The 25501-nt window shown below is 57.2% G+C and carries 17 protein-coding genes; 9 read left to right on the top strand and 8 right to left on the bottom strand.

What is annotated here, in order from left to right; genetic code table 11:
• Positions 1–16: 16 nt before the first annotated feature.
• From JO972_RS13085 to JO972_RS13075, 3 genes are read right to left on the bottom strand one after another with little or no spacing between them, the layout of a single operon-like run.
• On the bottom strand, positions 17–1750 hold the full coding sequence (locus tag JO972_RS13085; RefSeq protein ID WP_309490515.1) for a VanW family protein: 1734 nt from the start codon (positions 1748–1750) through the stop codon (positions 17–19).
• 52 nt (positions 1751–1802) lie between these two features.
• A complete protein-coding gene (gene hrpB, locus JO972_RS13080) occupies positions 1803–4334 on the bottom strand; it encodes an ATP-dependent helicase HrpB (RefSeq protein WP_309490514.1) in 2532 nt (843 codons plus the stop codon).
• Between the two features lie 3 nt (positions 4335–4337).
• Entirely contained in the window at positions 4338–5096 is a 759-nt protein-coding gene (locus JO972_RS13075) for a helix-turn-helix domain-containing protein (protein WP_309490513.1), read from the bottom strand.
• 109 nt (positions 5097–5205) lie between these two features.
• Between JO972_RS13075 and JO972_RS13070 the strand changes: the two genes are divergently transcribed.
• The 6 genes from JO972_RS13070 (at position 5206) to JO972_RS13045 (ending at position 14697) form a co-directional block, all read left to right on the top strand.
• On the top strand, positions 5206–7785 hold the full coding sequence (locus JO972_RS13070; RefSeq protein WP_309490512.1) for a DUF7133 domain-containing protein: 2580 nt from the start codon (positions 5206–5208) through the stop codon (positions 7783–7785).
• Positions 7786–7835: 50 nt separating this feature from the next.
• Positions 7836–9149 (top strand): xylose isomerase, encoded by a 1314-nt coding sequence (gene xylA / locus JO972_RS13065; protein WP_309490511.1) that lies wholly within the window; start codon positions 7836–7838, stop codon positions 9147–9149.
• Positions 9150–9217: 68 nt separating this feature from the next.
• Positions 9218–10798 carry an MFS transporter gene (locus JO972_RS13060; RefSeq protein WP_309490510.1) on the top strand — a complete coding sequence of 527 codons (1581 nt, stop codon included), beginning with the start codon at positions 9218–9220 and terminating at the stop codon, positions 10796–10798.
• A gap of 111 nt (positions 10799–10909) precedes the next feature.
• Entirely contained in the window at positions 10910–12433 is a 1524-nt protein-coding gene (locus tag JO972_RS13055; RefSeq protein WP_309490509.1) for an FGGY family carbohydrate kinase, read from the top strand.
• Between the two features lie 12 nt (positions 12434–12445).
• Positions 12446–13486 (top strand): sugar phosphate isomerase/epimerase family protein, encoded by a 1041-nt coding sequence (locus tag JO972_RS13050; RefSeq protein ID WP_309490508.1) that lies wholly within the window; start codon positions 12446–12448, stop codon positions 13484–13486.
• 47 nt (positions 13487–13533) lie between these two features.
• Positions 13534–14697 (top strand): Gfo/Idh/MocA family protein, encoded by a 1164-nt coding sequence (locus JO972_RS13045; protein WP_309490507.1) that lies wholly within the window; start codon positions 13534–13536, stop codon positions 14695–14697.
• Between the two features lie 59 nt (positions 14698–14756).
• Here the strand turns inward: JO972_RS13045 and JO972_RS13040 are convergent, their stop codons facing one another.
• Entirely contained in the window at positions 14757–15437 is a 681-nt protein-coding gene (locus JO972_RS13040; protein WP_309490506.1) for a DUF3109 family protein, read from the bottom strand.
• A gap of 96 nt (positions 15438–15533) precedes the next feature.
• On the opposite strand from JO972_RS13040, the gene JO972_RS13035 reads away from it, so the two are divergent.
• Positions 15534–15815: a hypothetical protein gene (locus JO972_RS13035; RefSeq protein ID WP_309490505.1), complete on the top strand. Its 282-nt coding sequence runs from the start codon at positions 15534–15536 to the stop codon at positions 15813–15815.
• 291 nt (positions 15816–16106) lie between these two features.
• On the opposite strand, the gene JO972_RS13030 is transcribed toward JO972_RS13035, so the two are convergent.
• From JO972_RS13030 to mutL, 4 genes are all read right to left on the bottom strand, one after another.
• Positions 16107–16655: an REP-associated tyrosine transposase gene (locus tag JO972_RS13030; RefSeq protein WP_309490504.1), complete on the bottom strand. Its 549-nt coding sequence runs from the start codon at positions 16653–16655 to the stop codon at positions 16107–16109.
• 431 nt (positions 16656–17086) lie between these two features.
• Positions 17087–18787: a 30S ribosomal protein S1 gene (locus JO972_RS13025; protein WP_309490503.1), complete on the bottom strand. Its 1701-nt coding sequence runs from the start codon at positions 18785–18787 to the stop codon at positions 17087–17089.
• A gap of 244 nt (positions 18788–19031) precedes the next feature.
• On the bottom strand, positions 19032–20888 hold the full coding sequence (locus JO972_RS13020) for a DUF389 domain-containing protein (RefSeq protein ID WP_309490502.1): 1857 nt from the start codon (positions 20886–20888) through the stop codon (positions 19032–19034).
• A gap of 9 nt (positions 20889–20897) precedes the next feature.
• Positions 20898–22736 (bottom strand): DNA mismatch repair endonuclease MutL, encoded by a 1839-nt coding sequence (gene mutL / locus JO972_RS13015; protein ID WP_309490501.1) that lies wholly within the window; start codon positions 22734–22736, stop codon positions 20898–20900.
• A 227-nt stretch (positions 22737–22963) separates the two neighbouring features.
• Here mutL and JO972_RS13010 point away from each other — a divergent pair, with 227 nt between their 5' ends.
• Both JO972_RS13010 and mqo read left to right on the top strand, forming a co-directional pair.
• Positions 22964–23701: a hypothetical protein gene (locus JO972_RS13010; RefSeq protein ID WP_309490500.1), complete on the top strand. Its 738-nt coding sequence runs from the start codon at positions 22964–22966 to the stop codon at positions 23699–23701.
• Between the two features lie 74 nt (positions 23702–23775).
• Positions 23776–25296, top strand: a complete 1521-nt coding sequence (gene mqo / locus JO972_RS13005; protein ID WP_309490499.1) for a malate dehydrogenase (quinone) — start codon at positions 23776–23778, stop codon at positions 25294–25296.
• Positions 25297–25501: the final 205 nt, after the last annotated feature.

The following is a 25501-nucleotide window of genomic DNA, read 5'->3' as shown; positions in this document are numbered from 1 at the left end:
TCGTCCATGGACGACCTCAAGGCCGCACGCTCTGGGCGAAAGTCTGAATGAGCTTCCTGAGAGCCGTCACATCAGGTTCCTCTAACAAGGTGAGTCCCTCTTGAGCAGGCAACCCACAAGCTTTGGTTGCAATCACCGGCACGCCCATCGCAAGTGCCCGAAGCAGAGGTCGCGGTGAGTGCTCGATGTGAGCTGGCAAGACGACAAGGTCACACTGCATGATCTCAGACAGGCTAGCCTGACGACTATTCGGCAAGTCTACACCTTCATCGGCGTTTCCTAAGACCAGCACGGTGACATCCATCCCCTGCAGCGCTTCTTGCAGCTCATACACGCCCTTTTTTCCAAGAGGTGAAGCGGGAAACCCGATCATCAGAGGTGAGTGCGGCGTGTGCGACCGAACTTCAACTTGAGGAACCACCCAGGGCAAGCGAGTCACCTTGCCGGGCATGGCATCCGCCACTCCGTGGTGGGCGGTGAAGATCCGCTGAGCATGCGATAAAGCTTCCTGCTCGATCTCGCACAAAGATGCATCCACGCGAAAATCATTCAGGGTCGAGCTCCGAGCGTGTTTGATATGAGCAGAGTTCAATCGGCTTTGTATTTCCCCCAGAGGATAGCGCGTAGCAAGAACATCGAAGGTTCGTCCACCCATCACTCCGAGCCGCCAGAGGTGCGGCAGAAGGTTCTGGCTAACGATCAGGTGAGTGACGCGGAAATCGATCCTACGGGCGTAGGTAGCAGCCAGTTTTTGATCGAACTCCATCAAGGTCCGTTGCAACGCTCCGCCGTTCTGGGACAGAAAACGGAGCCGAAGCGATCTCAGAAGCGTCAGAGCAGTGGCGTAGCGGAAAGGGGTCGCCGTCGGGTTTTTCCACCGATACGCCGGAGCTCGGTATCGACGGGCGTTGATAGGACACAGCACCCGGTCGTCAGCCTGCAGGTGGGTGTTTAACCACTGCTGGAACTCGGGCACATACGAATCTAACAACACCGCCGTGCGACCCAAGTCCTGCTTTGTTGCATCCTGAGGAGCGTTCCGAAAACAGCCACCGACATTACAGCTGAAACAATTTCCCACCTCTTCAATCGGCTGCGGAGAAGAACCTGAATCAGGTGCCATCGCATCTCCGCTTTGCTCACTGAGGAAGCGGATGTGAAGATGGTTTTTACTCAAGGAGGCTTCCAGGCGCAGAGCGGCATGGTAGCTGAACCGTAGATCAACATAGTTCCAAAATACCGTCGCATCCCTACCCACCGCCGCAAGAGAACCGGCAACCACCTGCGAGTGCGCATGGCGCTCAACGATGCGGCACCCTGCCTTGAGCGCGGCATTGTAAAGTCCGTTGGAAAGCTGACACAGCCCACCACCAAGGTTGGGAATCATGCAACCCTCCCTCAACTCTCTACCTACGACGTATCCCTTGCCTCGGGTGGTTCGCCCCATTTGCTTCCAAAAACTAAACACCTCGCCAGCCGGAATCACCGTGCCGTGCAGCGCCCGGCAGGCCATGCGAAGGTTCTGGACCTTGCCTGCTGTTAGGTCGCGTTCGGCTGCGTGCTCTTCGGTCCAGAGCGGAGTGGACGAGCTGGCGATGACTGGTGCCTCGCTAAGAGCGTCCGATCGAGGATGTCGACTCACCCCGTCTGCAAGATTCATCAGCATGCGCCGCCCCTGCAGTAGCTTCACCTTGGCAGAGAAAAGCAAGGCTTGGCGCCGGGTGGGAAGTTGGTTCGATCGATCGTGCATAGTCAGGGGGAGTTCGATAGATAATGTTCAACTCAATCGAATCTTTCCATCATCATCGCCATTCGTGTTTGGGGTATCTTCCTGCGAGGTCTTTTTTCATCTGGGGATAGCCGCGTTCCCAAAACCCTTCGAGATCACCTGTCACCTGCCACGGACGTTGATTGGGTGCCAACAAGTGGACTAACAACTTCACCTTGCCATCGGCGATTTTCGGAAGCTCGGTGACATCGTAAAGGTGCTGCATTTTCATCGCAATCCAGGGTTCGGCATCACGCTTGTATTTCACCTTGGCGGACTTCCCATTCGAGAGCTTCACTTCGGTCGGCGCATAGGCATCGAGCACCGCCTTTTGCGGTCCGGACAGCCATTTGGAAAGCACCGGGAGGACGTCGCGGTTTTTGATATCTTTGTAGGATTTCGCTCCCTGACAAACTTCTTCAATCACCATTTGATGATCGTCCTCGCTGAATCCGGGCAGCTCCATCTCCGGCATCCACTGGCTGAGGTTCACCAAGCGTGCGATCCATTGCTCGACGGCGCGGTCCCACTTATTGAGTTTCAGCTCTCCGGAAACCACCCGTTGAGCAAGCAGATGAGCGGCTTGATCGAGCGGTGGCTCTCCACCTTCTTTGGAGGCAAGCACGAGGTCACGGAAGCGGGTTTCGCGTCGCCTCACAACACGCCGTGCCGACTCGTCATAAACAGCCCCATCGTGATCGGAAAAGTCCTCCGGGAATTGCGCCTGCAGCGACTCGAGCGAGATCCTGGTGCAGCGGTTCAAGTACACCGAGACCTCCCGGCCCTCGACCTCGGTCATCTCGGCAGCCACAAAGGCATCGGCGCCCTTAGCCACACTCTCGGCATCGATTTTCCCTTTCCGGTTTCCGACCACCCGACACGACAAGGTGGCCTCACCCAGCTGGGCTGCCAAGCGATCACTCAAGGCTGCCAACACCGCATGGCGCACCGCCTCTTGATCGAATTCAGCATCGCGCGGAGGGCGCCAATTGAGCCCTGACCTTCGAGCGATTTGCTCCAACTGCTTCAGTGCCTTCTCCAGCTCGCGTGCACCACGCGCCATGATGCCATAATCGCCACAGCGTCGGGGATCGTAGCGCATATCGCGTGCCACATTGAAGGCACGCCACTCGGCGGCGAAATCGGTGAGATCACTGTCGTCACTAAATGCTTTCTGCCCCCCTTTCCCCCGTAGAAAAACACCCTCGCTCTGCACGGCCGCGGCAATGAAACCAGCCTCGGCCACACAGTTGTGCTGTTGCCCCGCTAACAGAAGTCGGGCATAACGTGGATGCAGAGGAAAGCGGGCCATCGCCCTACCCTGCTCCGTGATTTCTTCGAGAACATCCAGCGCGCCGAGCTGATGCAGCAGCTGGGTCGCCACCTCCAGAGCATGGGCATCGGGTGCTTCCAACCAGCGGAACTTCGCCACATCGTCGATGCCCGCCGCCTTGAGTGCGAGCAGCACCTCTGCGAGGTCGACCCGTTTGATCTCGGGCAGCTCAAAGGCCACCCTCCGACCATGATCGTTCTCACTCCACAGACGCAGACATTTCCCCGGCGCCGTCCGTCCTGCCCGACCGGCACGTTGATCCGCTGAAGCGCGCGAGATTTTTTCGATCATCAAGGTATCGATCCCTCGCACGGGATCGTAGCGAGCGACACGCGCCAATCCGGCATCGATCACCGTGCAAACGCCATCGATGGTCAGTGAGGTCTCCGCCACATTGGTGGAGACAATGATACGCGGACTTCCGTGAGGAGCCACCGCTTCATCTTGCAGCTTGGGCGACAGACCACTGTATAGCGGACAGACTTTCCAGCCACGCGACCACGCCGCGCGCTCCACCAGCTCCACCGTCCGCCGGATTTCATGCACACCGGGAAGAAAGACCAGAATATGCCCCGCATCCTCGCGGCCGACCTCCTGTTTGATCGCTGCCGCCACGTGATCCCACAGTCCTGCACGTGGCCCCTGAGCGCCGCGTTGCGCCCCCTGACTGATCGCCTGATACTTGATATCCACAGGAAAAACACGCCCATCTGCCTCCAGCACCTCGCAGGGCTGAAGATACTCGCGCAGGCCGCCAGTTTCCAGCGTCGCGGACATCACCACCAACTTGAGATCCTCCCGTGAAGATTCCTGCAAATCGAGGCACCGTGCCAAAGCCACATCACTGGCGATGCGGCGTTCGTGAAATTCATCAAAGACCACCGCACCCACGCCCGGAAGATCGGCATCTTCTTGCAGCCAGCGCTGCAGCACACCGTCGGTTACGTAAACGATGCGAGTCTGCTCGCTCATGCAGTTTTCAAAGCGCACCACGTGACCGACCTCGCCACCGGGTTTCACACCACGCAGTGCCGCGACGTGTCTGGCCAGCAGTCGGGCAGCAATCCGGCGAGGCTGCACCACCACAATCAGTCCCTCGACCCCACTTTCTAACAACATCGACGGAACACAGGTCGATTTCCCTGATCCCGTGGGGGCGCGCAGCAGCAAACGCCCGCTCTGCTGCACAGCTTCGCCAATCTCGTCACGTAAGGCATGAATCGGTAATTCCATTTTCTAACTCTTTTTGTAAAATTCTTGATACGCACGCGGAGACATCCCCATCAGCTTGGTGAAGGCGCGGGTGAAATTGGCGTGTTCTTCATAACCCAGCGCATTGGCCACTTCCCTCACCTGCATCTCCGTATTCATCAACCAATCGCAGGCTGCCGACATCTTCACCTGCAGAATGAACTGCCGCGGTGTGGTATCCATATGCTCACGGAACAAACGTTCCAGCGTGCTCACCGAGATCGAGGCCGCTTGAGCCAGACTGGTAATACTCACCTGGTGCTGCAAGTTATCGTGAATCGCCGCGACGATCACAGAAAGCTTCCGCTGGCCGCCCGAGGTGGGGAGCTGCTCGCTGTATCCAGTTTTTCTGGAAATCCCGGCCGTGCCCACCCAGTTGCCCTCGAGATCTTGCAGCGGGATTTTACTCGTCGATCGCCACTCGACCCCTCCCATGCGATTGGGCAGCAGCTCCGGCTTGTTGAGTTTCGGTTTTCGCGACTTGAGCACCCGCTGGTCGCCGCGCAGAAAGACCTTCGCCAGAGTGGGCGGGAAGATATCTCCGTCCTTCAGACCCAACACCTCGTCCTCACTCATTTTCGCCACCTCGTGGCAGAAGGCCTGGTTGACATAGACAAAGCGGCCCTCAGCATCCTTGATCCAAAAAATCACATCCGGTAGCGCCTGAAAAAGTGCCGGCGCGATTTGGCCCGGCATCAGCGTCGCGGTGAAGCCTTTGGCATCGAGTTCCGGGTGCTCATCCATGGGCCTACACTGGCTAAATCCCCTGCCGATTCAATGACGAAAAATGATAACCTCTTGACGTGTGAAACAATAGACAGCTTCCGTATTAGGTGAAACAATCATTCTTCGCATGAAATTATTTCGTAATTACAGCATCACCGCCGCTCTTGTCGGCTTCGCCACCCTCTCTCCGCTTTCCGCTCAGGATCAGGACCAGGATCAAGAAATCTACCAACGCGGCTTCCTCAGCAAAAAGGGCGCCCTGGAGTCGCTTCAAGTTACGGAAGGCTACGAGCTTCAACTGGTCCTCAGCGACCCGATTATTCACGAACCTGTCGCCGTCGCGTGGGATGGCAATGGCGTGATGTATGTGGTGGAAATGCGCAGCTACATGCAGGATGCCGATGCCTCCGGCGAGAACGAACCGGTTTCCAGAATCTCCCGTCACGAGGACACCGATGGCGACGGCGTGTATGATAAGCACAGTGTCTACATCGACAAGATGGTGCTGCCTCGCATGATTCTTCCACTCGACGATCGCTTGATGGTGGGTGTCTCCCACACCCTTGACCTATGGAACTACCGCGATACCGATGGCGACGGAGTGGCTGATGAGAAAGTCAAAATTCACGAAGGTGGTCACCGGGGAGGTAATATGGAGCACCAGCCGAGCGGTCTGATCTGGGCATTGGATAACTGGATCTATCTCACCTACGAAAACGTTCGCTACCGCTTCACCGATGGTAAATTGGAAGTGGAAAAAATCCCAAGCGGCAACGGCCAGTGGGGATTGACCCAGGACGACGACGGTCGGATGTATTACACCCGTGCCGGCCGCGAGCGTCCGGCCGAAGGTTTCCAGCAGCCTGCCCAATACGGCATGATCAGTGTGCCGAACGAATTCAAAGGAACCTTCTACAAAGTCTACCCGATGGCCCCCGTGCCGGATGTGCAAGGTGGCGAACGCCGCGTGGGACCCACTGGAGGCCTGAACTACTTCACCGGCTGCGCTGGTCAGGAAATTTTCCGAGGCGATGCCTTACCGTCCGATGTCTACGGCGACCTCTTCGTCCCGGAACCGGTCGGTCGTCTGATCCGCCGCGCCAAAGTCGAACGCTCGAATGGTAAAACCGTCATCGGCAGCGCCACCGAGCCTGGCACGGAATTCATTCGCACCAGGGACATCAACTTCCGCCCGGTGCAAACATCCACCGGTCCGGACGGCTGCCTTTACATCGTCGATATGCACCGCGGCATCATCCAGCAAGGAAACTGGACCAAACCCGGCAGCTACCTGCGCGGCATCATCGACAACTGGGGGCTCAACAAAAACATCGGCAAAGGACGCATCTACCGTCTGGTGCACAAGGACCATAAACCGGGGCCCAAACCCAAACTCAATGGACTGAAAACCGTGGAACTGCTTAAATACCTCGACCACGCCAACGGCTGGTGGCGCGACACCGCGAAGCGCCTGATCATCCTCCGTGACGACCGCGAATCCGTCGCTCCGCAGCTGCAAAAAGCCACGCTGAACCCGAAGGTCAAAACACAAACGCGCATCACCGCGCTGTGGACGCTCGAAGGCATGTCAGCCGCTCAGCCGGAATTGTTGGGCAAGCTCCTTACCGACTCCGACCAACGCATCGTCTGCAATGCCATCCGCGTTAGTGAAGCCTGGATCAAGAAAAACGATGCCACTGTGCTCGCTGCCATCAACAAGCTCGCCGACACCGAAAACCCCGAAATTGCCATCCAGCTGCTGAACTCCCTGCAATACTGCGGTAACCCGGCCAGCCTCGCCAGCACGCGCGATCAGCTGATGTCCGATCATGGAGATCTCCCTGCCGTCGTGGCCAACATCAAGGTCCGCGAACAATTGGCCAACCCTCGCCGGGGCAAAGCCAGCACGCCCATGGATCGCGCCATGACCCGTGGTCAGAAAATCTACACCCAGCTCTGCATCGAGTGTCACGGCGACAAGGGTCAAGGGTCGCCGATGGCAGGTCAGGAAGGCGTCACTCTCGCTCCGGCGCTGAGCTCCGGGCGAGTCACCGGCTCCGGAGAGACCCTGGTGCGCACCTTGTTGCACGGTCTGCAAGGTCCCTTGGATGGCAAGAACTACCCTGCCGGAATCATGCCACCACAAGGAAGCAACAGCGACCAATGGATTTCCGATGTCGCCACCTACGTGCGTAACAGCTTCGGCAACAAAGCCTCGATGATCACGCCTTCCATGGTGAAAGGAATCCGCAAGGTCGATTCCGGTCGCAAGGAAATGTGGACACAGAAAGAGCTGGATGCTTTAGCCCCCAAGGAGCTAAACAACCATCAATCGTGGAAACTCACCGCCAGCCACAGAGAAAACGACCTGAAGTATGCCATCGATCGCAATGCCAAGACCCGCTACAGCTCGAAACATAGAATGGAACCAGGAATGTGGATCCAGATCGAGCTGCCAAGCGCCGTCGAGATCGAACGCATCACCATGGACAGTTCCCAGTCGCCCAATGACTTCCCAGCCACCTACACCGTCAGTTTCTCCATGGACGGAAAAAGCTGGAAAACCACCAGCAACCAGCAAGGTTCAGCCTCCACAACAAGCTTCTTCACGACGCCTACCAAAGCTCGATTCATCCGCATCAATCAGCAAGGAAAGAGTCCAAAATATTATTGGTCCATCCATGAACTCCAGCTTTTCGGTCGTTAGGAAAACCCAATAACCCTCACCAACCAACATCAACCCAACATAAAAAAAACATGTCAGAATACTTCCCTAACGTTCCTCAATTTCAGTATGAAGGAACGTCATCGACCAATCCATTCGCCTTCCGTCACTACAATCCGGACGAGAAAATTGGCGATAAAACCATGCGTGAGCACCTGCGATTTGGCGCGGCATACTGGCACGTCATGCGCAACGAGCTGGGCGACCCCTTTGGTGCCGGCACCGCACTGATGCCCTGGGACGACGGCTCTGAAACCCTGCAGAACGCCCTGAACCGGGTGCCTGTCTTCTTCGAGTTCCTCAACAAATCCCAGATCGATTACTACTGCTTCCACGATCGCGACATCTCCCCTGAAGGAGCCACCCTCGCGGAAACTCACAAGAATCTCGATCGCGTGGTCGATGAGCTGGAAAAATTCCAAGGCGAAACCGGCAAGAAACTTCTCTGGGGAACAGCCTGCCTGTTCGGTCACCCGCGCTACGCCCACGGCGCAGCCACCTCGCCGAATGCCGATGTCTTTGCCTACGGCGCCAGCCAGGTGAAACACGCACTTGAAGCCACCCACCGTCTCGGCGGTGAAGGCTACGTCTTCTGGGGAGGCCGTGAAGGTTACGCCACCCTGCTCAATACCGACATGAAACGTGAGCTCGATCACCTCGCCGCCATGCTCCACCTCGCCGTGGATCACGCCAAGAAGATCGGCTACCAAGGTCAGTTCTACATCGAGCCAAAACCGCGCGAACCGTCCACCCACCAATACGATTCCGATTCCGCTGCCTGTCTCAATTTCCTCCGTGAGTATGATTTGTTAGACCACTTCAAGCTCAACATCGAGACCAACCACGCCACCCTCGCCGGCCACACCATGGAGCACGAACTCGACGTCGCCATCGGTGCCAACGCACTCGGCAGCATCGATGCCAACCGTGGCGACGAACTCATCGGCTGGGACACCGACCAGTTCCCGACCAATGTTTACGACACCACCCAGGTCATGATCCGCGTTCTGAAAATGGGCGGCTTCACCACCGGTGGTTTGAACTTCGATGCCAAGCGTCGTCGTGAATCTCACGAGCCGGAAGATCTCTTCCACGCCCACATCGGTGGCATGGATGTTTTCGCCCGCGGATTGAAGATCGCGCACAAGATTATCGAAGACGGTCGGATGGATGCTTTCATCACAGAACGTTACTCGAGTTATGACAGTGGCATTGGTGCCGAGATCGAATCCGGCTCCACCTCTCTCGACAGCTTGGACGCTCACGCTCAGTCAATTGACCCACCACAACTCTCTAGCGGACGCCAAGAAATGTTGGAAAACATTATCAATGATTATCTGGTCTAATCGTTTTTCTTTGCATAGAAGACGTGAATCGCATTCAGCGATTTGACAAATAAAACTAATATTACCCTATGAGTAACGATAACAATATTAATGCAAAACGGCTCTTATGGGCTGGCTTTGTAGCGATTCTAGCAGCCGGTGTTGGTTTCGGTGTCCGAGGCGGCATCTTTGCCAACTGGGCCGCTGATTTTGGCTTTAGCGGAGCCCAGTTAGGTGCCATCGGTGGTGCTGGATTCACTGGTTTCTGCTTCGGTATCATGATCGGTGGTGTGGTGGTCGATAAAATCGGCTACGGCAAGCTGGTCATCGCCGCCTTCCTCTTCCACATCCTCTCTGCCTTTATCACCTTTGGTGCGATGCAAGGTCAGGACAGTGCCACGGCCTACCAGTTCCTGTTCTGGGGCATGTTCGTGTTCGCGCTTGCTAACGGAACGCTCGAAGCGGTGGCCAACCCTCTGGTGGCAACCCTCTTCCCTGAGAACCGTAACCACTACCTCAACATCCTCCACGCATCATGGCCACTCGGTATGATCCTCGGCGGCATGGTCGGTTGGTTCCTCGGTGGCGAAGGCGGCTGGGGCTGGAAAGCTCAGCTGGCACTCTACCTCGTTCCTACCATCGTTTACGGTGTGATGTTCTTCGGCCAGAAGTTTCCTCAGTCGGAAGCTACTGCGAAGGGCCTCAAGTTTGGTGAAATGCTCAAGGACGTCGGCATCCTCGGCGGACTGGTTGTTTCCTTCATGCTCTACCTGTTCTTCCAGGGCACGATCGCACCATTCTTCGAAGCTGACTCCAACGCTCCAAAATTGATTTCGCTGTTCATCGCCATCATCACCTTGGTCTCTATTGGAGCCATCACCAAGTTCGCCATCGGCCACTGGCTGCTGTTTGTTCTCTTCATCACCCACGCCCTCGTCGGCGCGGTTGAGCTGGGCACCGACGGTTGGATCCAGAATATCACCGGTGCCATCTTGAGTGAGAAAGAAGGAAAGATCCTCTTTGTCTTCACCTCCGCCATGATGTTCCTGCTGCGTTTCTGCGCTCACTTCATCGAGGAAAAAGCAGGTCTCAAACCTATCAGCCTGCTGTTTGTTTGTGCCCTGCTCGGTTGCCTTGGCCTGAACCTGGTCTCCGCTGTCACCTCCTTCGGTCCAGCACTCGGAGCCCTGCTCGTTTACGCTCTCGGTAAGACCTTCTTCTGGCCTACCATGCTCGCCGTCGTTGGCGATCGCTTCCCTGCCACTGGCGCTATCGCCATGAGCTTGATGGGTGGTATCGGCATGATGTCCGCCGGTCTCATCGGCACCCCTGGTCTCGGATATTTCAAAGACCGCTACGCCGCTGAAGAGCTCAAGAAAGCCGACACCGAACTCTACGCAGATTGGCAAGCACCTGAGCAGAAGAGCCAGTTCCTCCAGTTCGATACCGTCACTCCAATCGAGGGCAAACGTCTGGAAGAAGCTAAGAAAACAGCCGTCGATGAGCGCACAGAGGCCCAGAAAACTGTGGTCGCTGCAGACATCGAAGGTAACCGTCGCACCTTGAAAGTGGATTCCTTTATCCCCGCTGCCATGGCTGTGATCTACCTCTTGCTGATGCTCTACTTCAAAGCCATCGGTGGTTACAAGCCAGTCAAGATTGACGACTAAACCTACCTGTCTCTTATCACGCCTTCTCCGTCTCCAGCGGAGAAGGCGTCTTCCCTTTCACTTGCTGGTGACAAGTCGCCCCCTTTCACACCACTATTCAGCCTTCCCACCATGCTCCTTGGTTTAGACTGCTCCACCCAAAGTCTCTCGGCCCTGATCCTCGACACTCAGGCTGGCACGATTGTCACGCAGTCATCGGTGAACTTCGAAGCCAATCTGCCGCAGCATCAAACCACCTCCGGCTTTGTCCGCGGCGACCATGATGGCGAGGTTTTTTCCAGCCCCCTAATGTGGTTGGACGCCCTGGATCTGCTTCTCTCCCGTCTGGTTGACGAGGGCATGGATCTTTCTCAAATCACCGCCATTTCAGGCTCCGGGCAGCAGCATGCCACGGTCTACCTGAACTCCACTTTTTCTGACACACTGGCCGCTTTGGATCCTCAAAGCGACCTTTCCTCCCAGCTCGCTCCCTGCCTCAGCCGATCGCTCTCCCCCATCTGGATGGACAGCTCGACTTCTGAGGAATGCGCCGAAATCGCAGCCGCCATGGGTGGCGACGAGGAAATGGGGCGCCGCACTGGCTCCACCACCACCCAACGCTTTTCCGGCCCGCAAATCCGCCGCTTTTTCAAGCAATCGCCCGACGCCTGGGCGGCGACCGATCGCATCCACCTCACCAGCTCGTTTCTTGCTTCCGTGCTGGCAGGCAAGTCCGTGGCCATCGACCATGGTGACGGCGCCGGTATGAACCTGATGAACCTCCGCAGCGGCGAGTGGGACGAGACCGCGCTGGCTGCGACCGCACCCGGTCTGGCTGAAAAGCTTCCCCCGCTAGCAGCATCGTCCACCGTAGCCGGCACGCTGGCTAACTACTTCGTGGAAAAATACCACTTCAGCCCCAAGGCCAAAGTCATTCTCTGGTCGGGCGACAACCCCTGTAGCCTGGTTGGTATGGGTGCCGCTTCACCGGGCAAAATGGTGATCAGCCTGGGCACCAGCTACACCCTCTTCGCCGCCATGGACCAGCCACGGACCGATCCGGATGGCTACGGTCACGTATTCGGCAACCCCTGCGGCAATTTCATGAGTCTGATCTGCTTCCACAATGGAGCACTCTGCTCGGAACGCCTGAAAAACTCACTCGGTCTGAGCTGGGAGGAGTTCGACCAGCACGCCTCGGTGCCACCGACCGCCGACAGTCAGCCGAGCCTGCCGTTTTTCGAAGCAGAAATCACCCCGCTCGCTCCGGCGGCACCGCAAGACGCCACCACCATCCGCAGCCTGCTCGACGGACAATTTCTTAACATGTTGGCTCGTAGCCAGTGGATGGGCACGGTGCCCAACAGCATTTACGTCACCGGTGGCACTTCTCAGAGCCACGGCGTCTGCCAGACCATCGCTAACATTTTCAATGCCAATGTGCAACGCATGGAAACCAACGCCTCCGCCGCACTGGGCGCGGCGATGCGTGCGGGTCATGCCCCCGGCTACTCGCTGGAAGCTCTGGAAGCATCATTCACGCAGCCAATGCAAGACTCGCTTGTCACACCCGATGCTAATGCTGTAGCTATATACCAGAGGATGGCACCACGCTTTGATGCCACCTTGAAACAACACCTCTCTACACCAACCTAACCGAATCCAATTATGTCACGACCAGTTACTCTTTTCACCGGCCAGTGGGCCGATCTCTCGCTTGCCGATCTCCTGCCCAAGGTTAAGGAAATGGGCTACGATGGTGTTGAACTCGCCTGCTGGGGCGATCACTTTGATGTCGATGCCGCACTCTCCGATGATGCTTACATCGCCGAGAAATGGCAGCTGCTCAACGACAACGGCCTCGACTGCTACGCCATCTCCAACCACCTCGTCGGCCAAGCGATCTGCGATAACATCGATGAGCGCCACAAAGCGATCCTCAGTGAGGACATTTGGGGCGATGGCGACCCGGAAGGTGTGCGCCAGCGCGCCGCCGAGCACATGGCAAATGCCGCCCGTGCCTGCCGCAAGTTCATGGATGCCCGCCCCGGCGGAAAACACCCCATCACTCCAGCGGTCAACGGTTTCACCGGATCCTCAATCTGGCACGCGCTCTACTCCTTCCCACCGACATCTCAGGAATACCTGCAAGCCGGCTTCGACGATTTCGCCAAGCGCTTCATCCCCATCCTCGATGTCTTCGAAGAAGTCGATGTCAACTTCGCCCTCGAAGTGCACCCCACGGAAATCGCATTCGATATCGCCTCCACCGAACGCGCCATCGAGGCCGTCAAGGGGCACAAGCGTTTCGGCTTCAACTACGATCCTTCACACCTCGGCTACCAAGGCGTCGACTACGTCAAATTCATCCGCACCTTCTCGGATCGCATTTACCACGTCCACATGAAGGACGCCTGGTGGGGGCACGGTGACGGCACCGTAGGGGTCTTTGGGGGTCATACCGAGTTCGCTGATGCCCGCCGCTTCTGGGACTTCCGTTCCGTGGGTCGTGGCGATATTAATTTCGAAGAAATCATCGTCGCTCTCAGTGACACCGGCTACGAGGGTCCTCTCTCCGTCGAATGGGAAGATGCCCGCATGGACCGCTTCCACGGCGCCACCGAGTCGTGCGCTTACGTCAAAAACCTCGACTTCCCGCGTAATACCGGTGGGCTGTTTGACTCTGCTTTTGATAACGACAATCAGTAAACCCGCCTAACAAACGGACCCTAGCGACCTAACAAAACACACTCATTATGATTCCTACTCAAAAAGTCCGCATGGGCATGATCGGCGGTGGCCGTGGTGCCTTTATTGGTGCAGTGCACCGCATCGCAGCTGCCATTGATCAACAGATCGAGCTCGTCTGTGGTGCCTTCTCATCTGACCCACAGCGCTCGAAAGATTCCGGCGCTGACCTGTTCCTCCCCGCCGACCGTTGTTACGGCACTTACGAGGAGATGATGGAAAAAGAAAGTGCGCTGCCTGAAAATGAGCGCATGCAATTTGTCGCCATCGTCACACCTAACCACGTCCACTTCCCTGCCGCCAAGGCTGCCTTGGAAGCCGGTTTCCACGTGCTCTGTGATAAACCCGCCACTCTTGACCTGGCCGAGGCCAAACAGCTCAAGCCGATCATTGAAAAATCAGGCAAACTCTTCGGTCTGACCCACACTTACACCGGCTACCCGATGGTGAAACAAGCACGCCACCTCGTGGCGGAAGGACATCTTGGTGAAATCCGCAAGGTGGTGGTGGAATACCCGCAGGGCTGGCTTGCCGATGCCATTGAGTCGGACGACCAAAAACAAGCAGCATGGCGCACCGACCCGAAAAAATCCGGCGCTGCCGGCTGCATGGGCGACATCGGAACCCACGCTGAGAACCTCGCCGAGGTCATCTCCGGCCTGCACATTTCCGAACTCGCCGCGGACCTCACCGCCTTTGTTCCCGGTCGTCGCCTCGACGACGATGGCAACGTGCTACTCCGCTTCGAAGGCGGTGCCAAGGGCGTCTTACATGCCTCGCAGATTGCCGTTGGTGAAGAGAACAATCTCAGCATCCGCGTCTGGGGAACCAAGGCGGGGCTCGAATGGCATCAGAACGAGCCGAATACGCTCTTGGTGAAATACAACGACCGCCCAGCCGAAGTCTACCGCACCGGTCACGACTACCTTTGCGAAGCCGCCAAAGCGGGCACCCGCACTCCCCCAGCCCACCCAGAGGGCTACCTGGAAGCCTTTGCCAACCTTTACCTGAATTTCTCCAACCACATTCGCGCGGTAGAAGCTGGTGAGACACCGTCAGAGATCGCCACCGATTACCCAGGCATTGACGACGGCATTCGCGGCATGGCCTTCATTGAAGCCGTGGTCGGATCCAGCGCCAAGAATGCAGCGTGGACGAGCTTGGATGTCTAACGATATTCGGACCCTGAACGTTCCTCATGCCCTTGCATGAGCCATTCTAAGGTTTCCAATCAAACATTCTCGGCATTCAGTTCGCCCAATAAATCGCGACCTGCAATCGCCCCTAACATTTCAAGCTCGGCAGCTAACACCTGCCGGGCTTTTTTTCCACCCTCATCCGGCCTGCCGCAGTGAGTGCAGGAGGCAAAGCCCGGATAGCCTCCGCTTTTCTGAGGATCATTTTCTGGCGATACCAGACTCACCACAGGCCGAGACCTCTCTCGGTTCGACGGCTGGACCACAATCGGATGAATCCAGCAGGTCAGCGGTTTGTCAAACCATGGCTCCCCTCCCTGCTCCATCGCCAAGCGTTGGATGCCGCAGCGACCTTGCCGGTCGAGAAACACGCAGCGGGTCTTGGGAAAATGCGCCGGGTAATCATCCGCCAGCTCCCCGTCGTCAGCCTCACGGGTCGCCGTTTTCAATGATCTTCCTCCGCGGACAGAAACGATCGGCTCTACTGGCAAACTTAAACCATAGTCCTTAAAGGTGTCCGCATGATCTACGATCAGTCGCTGAAGGCCCTCAGCCTCTTCTTGTGAAAGGTAGACGCCATCGTGACAACAAGTCGCCCGACACCGATCCAGCTCGCAGGCGCGCACCTTCTGCTCGAAGGCCTCGTGATCCAGCACCGCCTCGCGCACCAGCTCGCGTAAAACCTCTGCTGTTTGTTGGTAAGCCGTCAATGCCATCGCGCGCCCATCATCCCTGAAGCCATCATCTTTGGCACTGATTTATTTCCACTATTTGGCATTTAGAATTTACCACTTAGTGCTTAGAATTCCTGCATGGCCCTTCCCCTCAAACGCAGCGAAGTCATCTGCTTCTACGATCTCCAATACCGCTGGGCAAAGCGCAGCACCGATCGATTCACCGAAGTCCGCATCGAGCTCAACGAGTTCCCCGACGGTCAGATGATCATCGCCCAATGTCCCCGCATTTTCAGACCGGACATGGTGGAAACCATCATCGAAGAAGGGCGCGCCATGGGCTGGAACCCGGAAGAAACAGGTGAAGACCTCACCGTGCGGCTCACCAAACGAGGCCTCAGTAAAATGGATGCGCAGTAGATGCTCTACTATAAGTGCGGTGGCTCGACACCACTTTCGATCTCACGGGTGGAGCGCCACTCAGCTCCTTCGCAAGCCACTTCAGAGGCAAGGGCTGCACCATTTATGCTTGCTGGCGTCATTGCGCCCAAAGTGGTGGGTGGAGGGTGCGGTTGACTCTTGCGATTTGCCTCCCCATGCCCCCTCCAGGCAGCCTTGACCCAAAGTGTTGCATTGGAGGCTCTCGGCGAGGGTTCCAACATGAATGCTGTCCAAATTCATAGAATACAAAGCGGTGTCGAGCCACCGCACTCAGAAATCATCCTCGATCTTGATTCTATCGTATTTAAAAGACCGCACCGTATTTTGGAAAGCTGGTGAGGCTTTCTGGGCAAACCATGAAGCCGAGCACCATGGGTATTGATCCGCGACAGCTACCAATCCATGTTTAACTGGGTTTTCTATTACATAATGCAGTCTCGCGAAGTAGGACGCCTCATAAGTCAGTGGCGTGTCCCTGTAGTTATGCCACACCTTGCGTGCCGGAGTTTCATCCAAGCTATTCACGTAACGAGCACTCACCGTATGGAGATGGCTAAGCATATTCGATAGATTGCCTCCACCCTCCTTCGGTGAGGTGGCAATCATGTGATAGTGATTGGAAAATAATGCCCAAGCCTGGAGCTGCCACCCGTAGCGATCTGATAAAGTCATCAGCTGTTCATGAAGAAACTTCAATCTTAAGCGACTCTTAAAAAAGTGCTGTTTGCGGTAGGTTCCGGCAGTCACCATATACACCCCTGATGCTTTATTGAAATGCGGGGGCGCATGAGGCCAAGGTATGGAATCACGATGAGCCATTGGTCGAACCTAACTTGAATCGATGGATCGAAGCGAGAGTAATCTTGAGTGCGGTGGCTCGACACCGCTTTGCGATCTCACGGGTGGAGCGTCACTCAGCTCCGAGCCCTCGCCAAAAATCTCCATACCATCTCCTTCGAAAGCCACTTCGGAGGCAAGGGCCGCACCATTCGAGCTTGCTGGCGTCATTGCGCCCAAAGTGGTGAGTGGAGGGTGCGGTTGACTCTTGCGATTTGCCCCCATGTCCCCTCCAGGCAACCCTGCCCCAAAGTGGTGCATTGGAGGCTCTCGGCGAGGGTTCCAACATGAATGCTGTCCAAATTCATAGAATACAAAGCGGTGTCGAGCTACCACACTCAAAAAAAACGCCGCCGAAGGTTTCCCCTCGGCGGCGTGATGATTGTTGTTGGGTCGTTTAAGCGACTCGGAGATTACTCCTTGTCGTCAGAGCTTGGGCTCCACTCCTCGGAACTTCCGGAGGAAGCGAGGTTGAATGCCTGCTCGAGGCCGACGAGGTCACCAGACGGACGCAGGGTCTCGAAGCTGGCGGACTCTTTCTCGAGTTGCTCTGGGTCGTAGTTGACGGCTTTGATGGAGAGACCGATGCGGCGCTCCACTTTGTCCACCTTGATGACACGGGCTTCGATTTCGTCGCCCACTTTGATGACGTCCTTGACCTTCTCGACGTGTCCCTCAGCAAGCTGGGAGATGTGGATGAGGCCATCGATGTCATTCTCGAGGTTAACGAATGCGCCGAAGCTAGCGATCTTGGCAACGGAACCTTTAACGAGGTCACCGACCTTGAAGTCGTTTTCGATTTCGGCCCATGGATCACCGTCAAGCTGCTTGACGCCAAGGGAAACACGCTGGTTGTCCTTGTCGATGCTGAGCACCACGGCTTCCACTTCGTCGCCCTTCTTGAGGACTTCGCTTGGGTGGTTGATCTTGCGAGTCCAAGAGAGATCGGACACGTGGATCATACCGTCGATACCTTCCTCCATTCCGAGGAATGCACCGTAAGGAGTGAGGTTGCGCACCTCGCCTTTGACTTGGGTGCCGATTGGGTACTTGGTCTCAAGGATGTCCCATGGGTTTTCTTCCATCTGACGGACGCCGAGGGAGATCTTCTGCTCCTCGATGCTGATACCGAGGACGACAGCTTTGATTTCCTGGTCGATCTCAAGCACATCGCTTGGACGGTTGATACGCTTGACCCAAGAGAGTTCGGAAACGTGAACGAGGCCTTCGACGCCGCTCTCCATCTCGATGAACGCACCGTAAGGAAGAAGCTTGGTGACTTTTCCGGTAACTTCGGTGCCGATTGGGTAACGAGCTTCGATGTCTTCCCATGGGTTGTCCTCCATTTGCTTGAGGCCCAGAGAAACACGCTCTTTTTCACGATCGACGTCGAGAATGAGCACTTCCAGTGTCTGGCCGATGTGGACCAGAGCGGATGGGTGGGAAATACGACCCCAGCTCATGTCGGTGACGTGAAGCAGGCCGTCCATGCCTTGCAGGTCGACGAATGCACCGAAGTCGGTGATGTTCTTGACCTGACCTTCCACCTTGTCGCCAACTTTGACGGACTGGAGGAACTGCTGGCGTTGCTCGGCGCGCTCGCTTTCGATCACTTCGCGGCGGGAAAGAACGATGTTCTTGCGCTCGTCGTTGACCTTGACGATCTTAAATTCGTAAACCTTACCAACGTATTCGTTGAGGTCTTTGGGTGGGATGATGTCGACTTGTGAGCCGGGAAGGAAGGCTTCGACACCGACGTTGACCATGAGACCACCTTTGACGGCGCTCTTGATCTTGCCTTTGACGAGTCCACCGTCGTGGTAAACACCGACGATTTTTTCCCAGTTCTTGCGGTGGGCGGCTTTCTCTTTGGAGAGCACGACCATGCCTTCATCGTTTTCGAGTTTCATCAGAAGGACTTCGCACTCATCGCCTACTTCGATTTCCTCGTCTTCAAATTCAGCCGCTGGGATAGCGCCTTCGGATTTGTAGCCGATGTCCACGAGGACAACTTGAGGTTTGATGGCAATGATGGTTCCGTTGACAACGGATCCTTCTTCGAATGAGCGGAACTTTGAGTCGATCAAAGATTCCAGTTCTGCAGTAGCAGTCATTAGTTTTGGTTTTGTGGTTAAGGTTAGGTTCCTTGGTTAATTTCTTTCCGTTTACCGCTGATCTTACTCAGCAGCGTTGCCCCATGATGTCCTACAGATACGGGGCGCCAATCCGCAGGACGAAAGAAAATCAGAGGGCGGAACTTACTAAAATCAACCGGTTTGGCAAGAAGAATAGATGGATTTCAGCCACCCGCGAAAAACCCATAAATACATCTTTTTCAGCAAGTTACGCAAAACCCGCTCAATTGATGGACGACACATCGCGGATCAGGGACATCCGAATGCGTGTTTTCACTCCTTTTCCACGACTCTTTTCAACAGCCCGCTGAATGCTCTGTGCGAGCTCGGGGGGAGGAAATCCGGGACCTTCCAGGTGGATCTCCATGACTCCCGACTGGTTCTTTTTGCGATGAAATTGAGTGCTCAGCAGTCGGTAATCCTGCGCTGCGGGAAGATCGGACGCCACGAGCACCTCGGCGATGCTGCGTTCGATGGGGTTGGTTTTCGCCGCCTTACTGACCAGCACAGATGCCAGCGGAACCGTCAAGCCGGCACAGACGAGAGCCAGAACAATCGCCAAACGTTGCGCCCACAGCTGGGCGGCGTCTTTTTTCCCACGCACTCCGGCAATGAGAAAGTTCATCGCCGATCCCAGGACGATGGCGACCACATTGGTGCCAAACAACAGGCCCGCCCCCTTGGCTGTGTCCTGCTCGTTCAAGGCGAGGCAGATGCCAGTGGTCGCGATCGGTGGCACCAGAGCGGCGGCAATCGCCACACCGGCAAGCGCGCTGCTGAGTTTCGGTCGGGCCAAGCAATACGATGCCGCAATGCCCGAGATAAACGCGACACCCAAATCCAGCAGGGTCGGCTCGCCCCGCGCGAGAAGTTCACCGGTGATCCCCATACCGATGCTACGCGCACCAAAGCCGAGGCCAATGCCGATCAGTAAAGCCGAGAAAAAGCCCAAGAGGACGGCCTTCTGACACTGCCTCCACAGCGGCCAGTTCCCCTGCACCACCGCCAGACCACCACCTAACAAAGGGGTCATCAGCGGAGCGACCAGCATCGCACCGATCACCACCGCCGCGCTGTCAGCTAACAGCCCCAGACCAGCAATGGCCGTGGCCAAAATCATCAACACTGCAAAATCAAAGCTCCAGCGCGCCTTGCCCTCGATCTCGGTGAACAGAAGAATCCGCTCGTCTCGCTCGAGCTGCGGCACGTTCAGACTGAGCAGCTGCCCCATTTTCTCGCGCAAGCGATGCCCCATGGGTCGGGCCGCGCGGATCACGCCCACGCTCATCCCCTCGTCACCTTTCATCAGCCGCTCCGGCACCGTGCCGAAGAGCTTCCGCCGCAGCGTGCCACCGCCTGTAGCGCCAATCAGCAACAGCCCATACTGGCCACTTTTCACCTCTGCCTTGAGAGCTGTGGAAATGCTATCGGAAAGCACCACCTTGGAGCTGATCTCCTCTTCGGAAACGCCAGCTCGCTGCACCGCACGCCGCAGGTGCTCGCGCCCCACATCCGCAGAGAGCTCATCGGTATCCGATTCAATGTAAAATGCAGTGGCCTCGCTGCCGGCCATCTTCGCCGCCAACCTGAGCCCCAATCGCGAGTGACTTCCTCCGGCGCAAGGCACGAGAATCGAGGGGGCGGTGTTTTCTTCGATATTGAAACTGCCGAGCCGCAGAACCAGCACCGGGCAGTGCGCGTCGTCGAGGATTTCACGCGCCAGCTTTCCTGTCATCGATCCATCGCGCGCCGAATCATGCCGCCCCACCACGATCAGATCCGGGGTGAGCGATCGCTCCACGGAAAGCGCGGTTTCGTGTCGGCTCAAGCAATTCACTCGGCAAAGCTTGATTTCCATGGTGCCGCAGTCGATGAGGGCATCGGCCAGATGGCTCCACTGCGCCTCCTCGTCCAAAAGATCCACCCCCCATGGCTTCCAGCTGAGATCGGTCGCCGATTGATCGCTACCGCCTTGTTCCAGCCAGAGAATATTGAGCGGACTGTCGAGGGCGCGGGCAATGCGCACACCCCAGCGAGTCATCGCAGCGGCTTCGTTATGTTTGCGAATGATCAGGAGCATGGCGGAAGCTTATTTACCGAACTTGCGGTCGAGTTCATTGAGGGAAATATGGATCAGGGTGGGCCGACCATCCGGTGTGCAATAGGGCAGGTCACAGGCAAACATCGCGGTCAGCAAGGACTCCGCATGATCGATCCGGCATGGCTCCCGCCGCCCTACCCGCTTGGCCAGACCGGTGGCAAAAGCCTCGAACGCCATCGCTTTGCCACGACGCGACCCCACGGTCTCGTGCAGCTCGTCCACCAGCTCCAGCAAGAAGCCGCGGACGTCGGACACCTTGATGAAGGCCGGCATGCTGCTGACCTGAACCGTGGTGCCACCAAAGGAATCCACCTGCATGCCCGCCTCGGCAAAGTGGCCCGCGTGGCGCAGCACGATGTCGTAATCCACGGCATCCAGTTCCAACAGCTCTGGCACTAACAAGCCTTGGGATTCGATCGCCGCGCCACTGCCCGCCGCTAACAAATCTTCGTAGACGATTCGTTCGCGCGCGGCGACCGGGTCCAGCAGCACCACTCCCTCGTCACCTTCTAACACGACATAACGATCGTGCAACGGCCCGATCAGTCGGAAGTCCGGCTGCTCCACCACGGGTTTCCCCGAGGGAGCAGTCAACTCTTCCTGCTGCTCCACCTGATGGGGAAAAACCGGCTGAGATGTCGAGGTTTCCCGACTCGGCGAGCTGGGCTGCGACGGTGCTGCAGGGGGCGAAACAGGCACCCGCTGCGAGGATGCCCCCACAGCGGAGACAGAAGGTTTCTTACCTGTCGGCGCCACCGGCGAGCCCACTGGCTGCTCGGTGGTCTCCGCACGCTCTGGTGTCGCGGGGAAATCAGTAGCTGGTGGCGGCTCCTCGAGATCGCCAGCCAGCGATCGCTCCACCGCTTCGGCAATCAAATTGCGCACATCGAAGGGACGGCGGAATCGCACCTCTTTTTTGGCCGGGTGCACATTCACATCCACCAGTGAGGGATCCATATCGATCCACAGCCAAGCCGCCGGGTGCACGCCATCGCTGACCGCCCCTTTATAACCATCGCGTAGAGCTCGGGAGATCGCGGAGTCCTCGATGGGGCGTCCGTTGAGGAAGACAAACTGCTGTCGTCTCCCCTTCCGCGCATAGTCCGCAGGCAGCAGATATCCGCGCAGCACCATGCCTGGGCCGGCACTGCGTTTCACCTCGATCAATTTCCCCGCCGCCTCACTCCCGGCCAGACTCGAAATGCGCACCCGCCAATCGCTGGCCGCCGGCAGATCGAAGACGGGTCGACCATCTTTGATCAGGGTGAAGCGCACCTCTGGAGCTGCCAAGGCATGCAGGCGCACCTGATGCTCGACATGGGCGAACTCGGTGCTCTCCGCCCGCAGGAACTTGCGCCGAGCCGGCACGTTGAAGAAAATTTGTTTCACCTCGATAGACGTGCCCTCCGGAACCCCAGCATCGCGGACGTCGCGCAGCGTGCCTCCGTCGACTTGAATTTCGGTGCCTGCGACGCTGCCTTTTTCCCGCGTGGTCATCCTGAACCGCGCCACACTGGCAATACTCGGCACCGCCTCGCCGCGAAACCCGAGGGTCAGGATCGATTCCAGCTGCTCGCTATTCTTCAGCTTGCTGGTGGCGTGGCGTTCCAGCGAGAGCAGTGCGTCCTCGCGGTTCATGCCGCAGGCGTCATCGGTCACCCGGATCATCGCCGTGCCGCCGCGCTGGATTTCCACGGTGACGTGTTTCGCCCCCGCATCCAGGCTATTCTCCACCAGTTCCTTGACCACCGAGGACGGTCGTTCCACCACCTCCCCGGCTGCGACCTGGCTGGCTAGGGTGTCGTCGAGAATTTGAATTTTGGGCACGCGGCGAATGAAAAGTTGAGATTGGAAAGGATGCCACCAGAGCGGGCTGGCATCTGCCCCAGACTATGCGTAGCGACGCCTCGAAGCCAATAGTAGTTTTCCCATCCGCGGATTTTTTAATTGTCCATTACCCATTATCCACTATCCATTAACCCACCGTGCCGAGAGACCCACAACCAACATTTATGGAGCGTATGGCGAACAGCCGTCCCCCGTGGTTTTGGTGGATGCTTATCCTGATTCTTTCCTCCTGCTTCACAGTGCTCACCTGGTCACTCTGCTTCAGCATTTTCAACCATCCGGAGGTGCCGCGCAACTACGAGATCCTGCGTAAGCTGGGACGACTGCCAGAGCACAAGGCCTATACCTCCCAGACCGCCCCTGGCCTGCCTGCCGGATCGGCACCGGTGCTGCGCAAGAGCTACCTCGAGTTCTCCGACGGCGAGCTCGAGAAGGTGAACACCAGCCTGTTGCACAGCTACCTGACGAATTTCCGCGAGAACACCTTCTGCACCTATCTGGAAGGCAACTACCGCGTGATCGGGGCTCGCAAACTGACGAAGGACGACATCATCAGCGAGGGCTTTGCCGTCCAACTGCGTGCCTACATGCAGCCGGATGAATACACCCAGCTCTCCCCCTACCCGGTGGTCGCCGAGATCATTTTTCCCACTCCCTATGCCGATTCCTACAAGGGGTTTCATCAGGGCGACATGATTGAGCTGGGCATCACGCCGCATTTTGCCTCCCTGCTGCACCTAGGAAAAGTGGCGGTAAAAGACGACGACACCATCGTGGTGGTCACCGCCGTCAGCCTCGCCTCCAAGCTGCGCCCGCCACATGAAGGCCCCTTCGATCTGGTACCTCCTGCCGAGATCAAGCTGGACGCCGCATTCCCGCTCTTTCCGGTCCTCCCCGTCACCGCCACCGCGCCCAAGGCGACTGAGGAGCCAAAAAGCGAGTAGCCACCGCTGAAAGTGACCATTTCCGTAAGGCGATAGTCTTGACAGCGAGTCAGGTGGATGGCAAATGCACGACCATGTCTCACGATCAGGCTTTGAAAAATAATGATGTTGATGCGCGTCGGGAAACCATGGAGGAGGCCGATGTGCTTCTCATTGGCGGCGGTGTGATGAGTGCCACCTTGGGTGTGCTGCTGCACCAGCTGGACCCCACCCTGAACATCCAAATCGTCGAAGCCCTGGCCGACGTCGCACGCGAAAGCTCGAATCCATGGAACAACGCCGGCACCGGCCACGCCGCACTCTGTGAGCTGAACTACACCAAGGAGCTCGAGAACGGTGACGTCGATATCACCAAGGCGCTGGAGATCAACGAGGCATTCCAAGTGTCCAAGCAATTCTGGGCCTACCTCACCGAGCAGGGCATCCTTGGCGATCCCAAGGAGTTCATCAATGCCGTGCCGCACATGAGCTTTGTCCGCGGCAAGAAAAACGTCGGCTACCTGAGAAAGCGCTTCGAGAAGATGCAAGCGCACCACTTTTTCCAAGACATGGAATTCACCGATGATGCCGAGACCGTCAGCGAGTGGACTCCCCTCCTCACCCAGGGTCGCCCCGCCCATGAAGCGATCGCGGCCACCCGCGTGAACAGCGGCACCGACATCAACTTCGGCGCACTGACCGAGCAGCTGGTGAGCTATCTGGAAGCGCAGGACAGCATCAAGCTGGCCACCAATCACATCGTCAAAGACCTCAAGCGCACCAAAGACGGCGGCTGGCAGATCAAGGTCCGCAACATGGAGCGCGGCATCAATCGCAAGATCAAAGCGCCCTTCGTCTTCGTCGGCGCCGGCGGCGCGAGCCTTCCGCTGCTGCAGAAATCCGACATCCCCGAGGGCAAAGGCTTTGGCGGGTTCCCGGTCAGCGGTCAGTTCCTAGTCTGCGACAACCCTGAAATCGTCGCCAAACATGAGGCCAAGGTCTACGGCAAAGCCGCGGTCGGCGCGCCGCCAATGTCCGTTCCCCACCTCGATACCCGCGTTATCGATGGCAAGAAGACTCTGCTGTTTGGGCCCTTCGCCGGTTTCTCACCCAAGTTCCTGAAAAGCGGATCCCTGCTGGATCTGCCTAGCTCGGTCAAAATTTCCAACCTCATCCCGATGCTGGCTGTCGGCAAAGACAACCTCGACCTCACCAAATACCTCATCGAGCAGTGCATGCTCACCGATGAGGACCGGATCGATACCCTGCGCGAGTTCTTCCCCGAAGCCGAGCTCGAACACTGGCACCTCGAGACCGCCGGTCAGCGGGTCCAGATCATCAAGAAGGACGAGAAAAAAGGTGGTGTGCTGCAGTTCGGCACCGAAATCGTGGCCGCAGAAGACGGCTCGATCGCTGCCCTGTTAGGAGCCAGCCCCGGAGCTTCCTGTTCGGTAGCCGTCATGCTCGACGTCCTGAAACAATGCTTCCCGGACAAGCTCGACCAATGGGCTGACAAACTCACCACCATGGTTCCCGGCTTCAGCAAGGACATGAAACAAGACATCGAAGCCTACCGCGAGATCCGCAAGCAGGCCAATGACGTCTTAGGCATCTAATGCCCTGCCCATATAGCGGATCTTCATAACGAAGGCTTTGCAGCCCTCGTGCGCTCACGGCTGACCAAACCTCTAACAAACGAAGGGTGCAAACCCTTCCATGAGAAGGCATGTCAAAAGCAAAGTTGAAAATTCATTTTCACTATAGCCTAACAGTTACTTTTTTTAGAGGGCGCAAGCTCCGGAGGAACAAACAAATCCCCCT

Origin of the sequence: Oceaniferula flava, assembly GCF_016811075.1 — a bacterium.
GTDB lineage: Bacteria > Verrucomicrobiota > Verrucomicrobiia > Verrucomicrobiales > Akkermansiaceae > Oceaniferula > Oceaniferula flava.
The sequence above is the reverse complement of the archived record's forward strand: the minus strand, read 5'-3'. Positions and strand labels throughout refer to the sequence as shown.